Source organism: Streptomyces sp. YGL11-2 (genome assembly GCF_050054615.1).
In the GTDB taxonomy this organism is placed as follows: Bacteria; Actinomycetota; Actinomycetes; order Streptomycetales; family Streptomycetaceae; genus Streptomyces.
Genome location: NZ_JBNHIN010000077.1, coordinates 26,449 through 31,998, shown reverse-complemented (window position 1 = coordinate 31,998; position 5,550 = coordinate 26,449). Strand labels below are relative to the sequence as shown.

The following is a 5,550-nucleotide window of genomic DNA, read 5'->3' as shown; positions in this document are numbered from 1 at the left end:
CTGCCAGCCTTCCGTGAAGGGCTGTCAGTTAGCCACCAGAACTGGAACCTGAGAGGTGGGGCAGGTCAACCCGTCACCCAAACCTGCAGCAGACCCTATCTGTGACGGCTTCGCCCGGCATGACCTCGACGCCACGGTCGCTGTCTATACCGAAGACGTCCACTACGAGGAGAAGACGCTCCGGTGGGACCTGCACAGCCGCAACGAGGTCCGAGACCAGTACGGGACCTGGTTCGCTGCCACCTCTGAATTGGCCATGAGTCCACTGGACGGCATCCATGCCGCAGACCGGGCCGCCTTCCTCTGGCGAATCACCGGCACCCTTCATTCCGGTCACCGGATCGACTTCCCCGGAACGAGTCTGTTTACCTTCACGCCCGACGGACAGATCAGCCACGAGATCGTGATGTGGAACCTGGCCGAATTGCCCGAGCGGGCTGCTGCAGACATGGGCCTGCGCCCCGCAGCCCCCTACAGTCTGTTCGCAGCGTGGGCGGCGAACGAACGGCCGAGGCACGGCTGCCGCAAGGTTGGCGGATGACTTCCGGGCATGACCGCGGCGATTCCCGGACGTTCGCCGAGCCAGGCTGAGCGTTGTCGCGGCGGGTGCAGGCGTTGGAGGATGAACGAGCCCGGCGGTGTTCCCGCGGGAGGACGCGGTGACCGTCTGACCCCGGTGTCGGCCTGGAAGTGGGTGGAGCGCAGCGGGGGTTGTTCCCCAGCTGTGCCCGCCGTGCCGCTCCCCGTCTCAGATGACCTTGACTTCTTCCTTGAATTTGAACTCCACATCCACAATCTCGTCGGACGCGACCGTGAGTGATCCGGTTTCGCTGATCACTGTCACCGGGACCGGGGTGTTGTTGGTGATGGTGGTGGTTCCTGAAGCACTGGCGGTGGCGCTGGGAGCGGGGAGTGGGGTGACGCAGAAGTCTCCTGCGGTGGAGGCGATTTCGACCTGGCCGGGGCAGAGGGTGCTGGCGTGGGCGGGGGTCGCGGAGGCAAGTCCAGTGGTGCTGAGGGCGAGGGTGGTCAGGACAGCGGCTATGTGCTGACGGGAGGCGAGTGGGCGGTTCATCAGGGTCTCCCTTCGGGCCCGCGATACGGGCCTCGTTCCGTGCCCACCGTGGTCCTTACTGCGCGTCGTGCCTGGTGCTGGTGGGTCGATGGTGATGGTGACGACCCGCAGGAGGTTGTGTAAGGCGTGGTGCCGCAGCGCGCGGAGCGCACCTCCCGCGCACGGGTGTCGGCGTACACCCGAACGCGACAAAGCCCCGCCCGATCCGGCGGGGCATCATCGTGTCGGCTTCAGTCGTCGCCCTCGCCCTCGGCTTGCTTGAGTCGCATGCGGGCTTTGACGAGGTCGGGTCCGGTGAGGGTGTCCAGCACGGTGACTCGCGCCACGACGGTGTCCAAGGTCGTGGCTCCTGCCTGAGGCAGCCTCTAGAGGTGCAGCCCCATGAGGACATCGTCGACGTACTCCCCGTCCAGTAGAAACTCCCCGGGCAGCACGCCCTCGATGACGGAGCCCATCGCCTCATAGAGTTGCCGCGCGGGTGTGTTGTGACCGAGCACGCGTAGGGTCAGCCGGCGAGCTCCGCGCTCTTGGGCGAGTTCGATTGCCTGCTTCATCAGCTCCCGGCCGACGCCGTGCCCCCGCGCCCATTCCTCAAGGGCAAGCCGCTGAACCTGCTGCACGTGCGCGTTGCTGGCATGCGGTGTGGCCGGGGCGACCGCCACGTATCCGGCGACGCGCCCGTCGACCTCTGCAACGATGGTGTCCTCGGGCCGGTGCCGTTCACTGAAGAATGGCTCCCGGTCCATCGGCCTTTGCTTCACCGCGTGCAGGGGGGACCACGCCCGCCTGGCTATGGCGCCCAGCACCGCGTCATCGTCTACCGCCGCCAGACGTGTTTGCATCCCGGTACCTCCCATACACCTCAGTCTCCCATCCGATCTCGCCAGGCCGATCGACGGGCTCCTGACATCCATCGCTGACATCAACAGCGGTGGATGTCGGCGGTCGCTGGCAGGCGCCCGCGGCGTCGGGGGGCGGCCCGTGAGACCGAGGCGCCGGAAGCCGAACCGGACTTGTAACGCGGTGGTCATCAGCGGTGATACGCGGACGAGAGACGCGGCGCGCTCAGCCACCGCTGGTCGGGTACACAGAGGCAACACCAAGGCTGTCAACCAAGAGCTGCCAGGTGGGTGTGGCGGGCAAGGGCTGTCCGATCCGCTTGTACATCTCGATCTTGCCCTCTAGGTGCTGGGCTGCCGCTGCCAGGAAGTCAGCGGCACTCTGATTCCCTTCCCCTTCTGCCGCCAGCTCCCTTGCCTGGCACTCAACCTGGCGTAGGAAGTCGACAAATTCGGCGGGCGTGCTCACCCTCGCATACTTGGCATTCGACATGGTGCCTACGATCGCAGGCGAGCGTCCTGTGCCGAGGGCTGGTGTGCGCTTCAAACTGGTGCTATGCAGCGGCGAAGTACAACAACCGTGGCGACCTCAAGCGGCCGCAAGCCCCCGTGGAAGGCCAGTCGTTCAGGCCGAACGGCATCGACGACCTTGGCGCCGGTAGTTCGCAACGAGGGGTCGTGGCGCGGTCGGCGGCAGTGTCACTCTCGCGTCAGAGCGGACGCCTCGCCCCAGAGCGGGACGTCGCCGTGTCGGCATCTGATGCTGCTGGTCACACAGCGTCCAGCCCACGGGCGCAAGGAACGGTCGACTCCCTGATGCTGTCCGGCGCGGGAGTGCCGCCGTAAACGCTGTCCGACATGGCGCGACGGCGCCGAAAGCCCGGGCGGGCTGGAGAAAGGCTGCGCTCAAAGCTGAGGGCACAGCCCCGCCCAGGCGGTCGGCATACTGGTTCGGGTGCTGCGTTCAGTCGGCCTTCCGGGTGTAGCTGACGTGGTCGACCAGGCGCTCCTGCTGGCCGGGCGGGGTGAAGTAGAGGTCGGCCGTGTGCCGGTTGGGGGAGTCGATCCTGAAGACGGTGCGCATCGGGATGGTTTTGCCAAGGTACGCAGGGCCGAGGATGCCCGGGTCGGTGAATTCGCCGGGGATGGAGATCTCGGAGGGGCTGCCGCTGTCGGGGGCGCCACGGTAAGTCATCGCGGTCGGCGTGACGCTGTCGAACGTGGTCCATTCGTACCGGCGGCCGATGTTGGAGTAGCCCATAATGCCCAGGCGATAGTACGGGTGGCCGGCCAGCGTCCCCTGGGTCTGCTCCTCCAGGAAACGGCCTCCGGTCTTCTTGATCCAGTGGACCCGGACAGTGATGTCGTGGGAGACGACCGGTTTTCCGTCTTTGCCCAGGAGATAGTTGACCTTGGTGGCCCTCCAGTTTCCGACCAGGGGGTCGAGGAGCCGGTGGTGTGGCCCTGGCGTCAGATTGTCGCCCGATGAGGCCGAACCCGCGGAGGCGGCGGGCGCGGTATGAACCGGCGCGGCGGAGGCCCCGAGGGAACCGGCAAGGCCGATGACCACCGCGAGTGCCGCTGCCGACAGATATCTGTTCCTGATCATCCGCTTCTCCCTGGTCGTGGTCGTCGAATGACCCGTGAGCCTGCCGGCACTCCATGTCCAGTCAGGGGCGGGCCGCGGCCGAATCGGTCGCAGGAGTTTGCGCGTGAGCTGCGCGTCGTCTTCCGTCGACGCACCCCTTTGTGGTGCACCATCACAGCGCGCTCGATTCGCACACTCTTTCGCCCCATGGCTGTTGGTGAGTATGGCAAACAACTCGCCTGCCATTAAGGGGAGTTCAAATATCGGGATCAGGAACTGGGCGCTAAGGCCTCACCGGAGCGTCGGGCCAGCTGGGCACGGACGTGCGGGCCGAGTCGGTGGCGGGCGAGGGCGGAGGCAGGGAGGGGCTTGGCCTCGGCGATCAGGCCCAGGCACTCGTCGACCTCGCATCGGAACGGAAGGGGGATGCCATGTCCCACTCGGTCGACGGGCAAAGGAACTTCAGCGGGAGTTCATGGCGTTCGCACGTCCGCGCTGCAAGGAGGCCAGCCAGGTGTTCCATCTGCCAGAGTTCTGGAAGTCGTTGCCGTGCGAGTCGGAGTTGAGGGGTAAGGACTCCTAACAAAAGTGGTGGACTTGGCCTGGCAAGCGTCGGTGTGGCGCACGAGGCTGCCGGGTAGCGGGACGCGGTCAGCCGCGTAATCGCACGCGATAAACCCGGCGACGTCGACGGTCATCCCGGGATACTGGGCGCCATGGATGAGGTCAAGGTCGTCGTCGCCCATTCCGAGCGCGCGACCCTGCGCGTCGGCGATGTGTTCCTGAAGGTGGATGCCGATCAGGCACGCATCGACGTCGAGGTCGAGGCGATGGCCCTGGCGCCGGTCCCGACCCCGGAGGTCCTGTGGCGCAAGCCGCCCGTGCTCGCGATCGCCGCTGTCCCGGGGACGGCGCTCGGCCGCCTCGGCGAGCCGTCTGCCGCGTCGCCGGCGGCGTGGGCCATGGCGGGTGCCGCCATCCGGAAGTTGCACGACGCACCGTTGCCGCCCTGGCCCGGCCGAGGCGGCCGGGGACTCCACGAGTTGACGGCGGATCTCGACGGCAAGTGCGAGTGGCTCGTGACGAACGGCGTCCTTCCCCCCGACCTGGTCACCCGCAACCGCCAGGTCGCCGAGGCCGCACTCCGGCCGTGGATTCCGGTGTTCACGCACGGCGACCTGCAGATCGCTCACGTGTTCGTCGACGGCGACGAGATCACCGGCATCATCGACTGGTCCGAGGCGGGCCAGGGTGACGCCCTGTTCGACCTCGCCACCTTGACGCTCGGACACGAGGAGCACCTCGGCAACGTCGTCGCCGGCTATGGCACCGACGTCGACCTCGACGTGATCCGCGCGTGGTGGTCGTTGCGAAGCCTGCTGGCGGTCCGCTGGCTGATCGAGCACGGCTTCGACCCGTCCGCCCCGGGCTGCGAGGTCGACGTGCTGAGATCCCGGCTGTAAGTACGCCGAGCCGCCGGAGTATGCGGTGCAGTGGCTGCTACCGGTGGGCGTGGCGGTGCTGGGCGTTGCGGACCTGGTGGGCCGCGCGGGGGCCGCGGGCATCGTGCTACTGGCCGGCGGTGTGGGTGTGTGGTTGTCCCGGCGTGCGACGGCTGCGGAGGATGAACGGGCCCGGTGGGAGCGGTCGTTGGTGTGCAGGGGGGCACGGCGGTGTTTCCGCGGGAGGACGCGGTCGCGGTCTGAACCGTAGAGGTTGGCGCCTCGATCTTGCTTGACGGCTCGCCATCCAAGCCGGCGAGCCGTCTCTGTCTGTTCTGGATATTTTCTCGTGCTGGGCATGGCGAGGGCCCGGCTGTCGCGCTGGGGGACTCCGGGTTCCCCGGCTCCGGCGGTGTGGGGTGCTCGTCGGGATCATGCCCGCACCGCCGCGACAGCCGTACTGGTGGGCGTGGTGTTGGCAGAACTAGGGCGCATATCGAGTCGTCATCAACGGGCGGTGCAGGCGCAGGCTCCTGGGCCTGGGCCTGGGCCTGGTCCTGCGCCCGGGTCGGGTTCCGGTGTCCGCCCTGCCCCGTCGCCAGGGCG

6 protein-coding genes are annotated in these 5,550 nt (G+C 67.4%); 2 read left to right on the top strand and 4 right to left on the bottom strand.

Annotation, left to right across the window (positions count from 1 at the left end):
* The first annotated feature begins 55 nt into the window (after window positions 1–55).
* Complete coding sequence (locus ACO1BR_RS40705; protein WP_426800151.1) at window positions 56–541, top strand: nuclear transport factor 2 family protein; 486 nt, start codon at window positions 56–58, stop codon at window positions 539–541.
* A 207-nt stretch (window positions 542–748) separates the two neighbouring features.
* On the opposite strand, the gene ACO1BR_RS40700 is transcribed toward ACO1BR_RS40705, so the two are convergent.
* From ACO1BR_RS40700 to ACO1BR_RS40685, 4 genes are all read right to left on the bottom strand, one after another.
* Window positions 749–1,075, bottom strand: coding sequence for a hypothetical protein (locus ACO1BR_RS40700; RefSeq protein ID WP_426800150.1), 327 nt, complete (start codon window positions 1,073–1,075; stop codon window positions 749–751).
* A 365-nt stretch (window positions 1,076–1,440) separates the two neighbouring features.
* Window positions 1,441–1,917, bottom strand: coding sequence for an N-acetyltransferase family protein (locus ACO1BR_RS40695; protein WP_426800149.1), 477 nt, complete (start codon window positions 1,915–1,917; stop codon window positions 1,441–1,443).
* A 223-nt stretch (window positions 1,918–2,140) separates the two neighbouring features.
* Window positions 2,141–2,407 carry a DUF7660 family protein gene (locus tag ACO1BR_RS40690; protein ID WP_426800148.1) on the bottom strand — a complete coding sequence of 89 codons (267 nt, stop codon included), beginning with the start codon at window positions 2,405–2,407 and terminating at the stop codon, window positions 2,141–2,143.
* Between the two features lie 471 nt (window positions 2,408–2,878).
* Window positions 2,879–3,523 (bottom strand): DUF1579 family protein, encoded by a 645-nt coding sequence (locus ACO1BR_RS40685; RefSeq protein WP_426800147.1) that lies wholly within the window; start codon window positions 3,521–3,523, stop codon window positions 2,879–2,881.
* A gap of 695 nt (window positions 3,524–4,218) precedes the next feature.
* Between ACO1BR_RS40685 and ACO1BR_RS40680 the strand changes: the two genes are divergently transcribed.
* Window positions 4,219–4,965, top strand: a complete 747-nt coding sequence (locus tag ACO1BR_RS40680) for a phosphotransferase family protein (protein WP_426800146.1) — start codon at window positions 4,219–4,221, stop codon at window positions 4,963–4,965.
* Window positions 4,966–5,550: the final 585 nt, after the last annotated feature.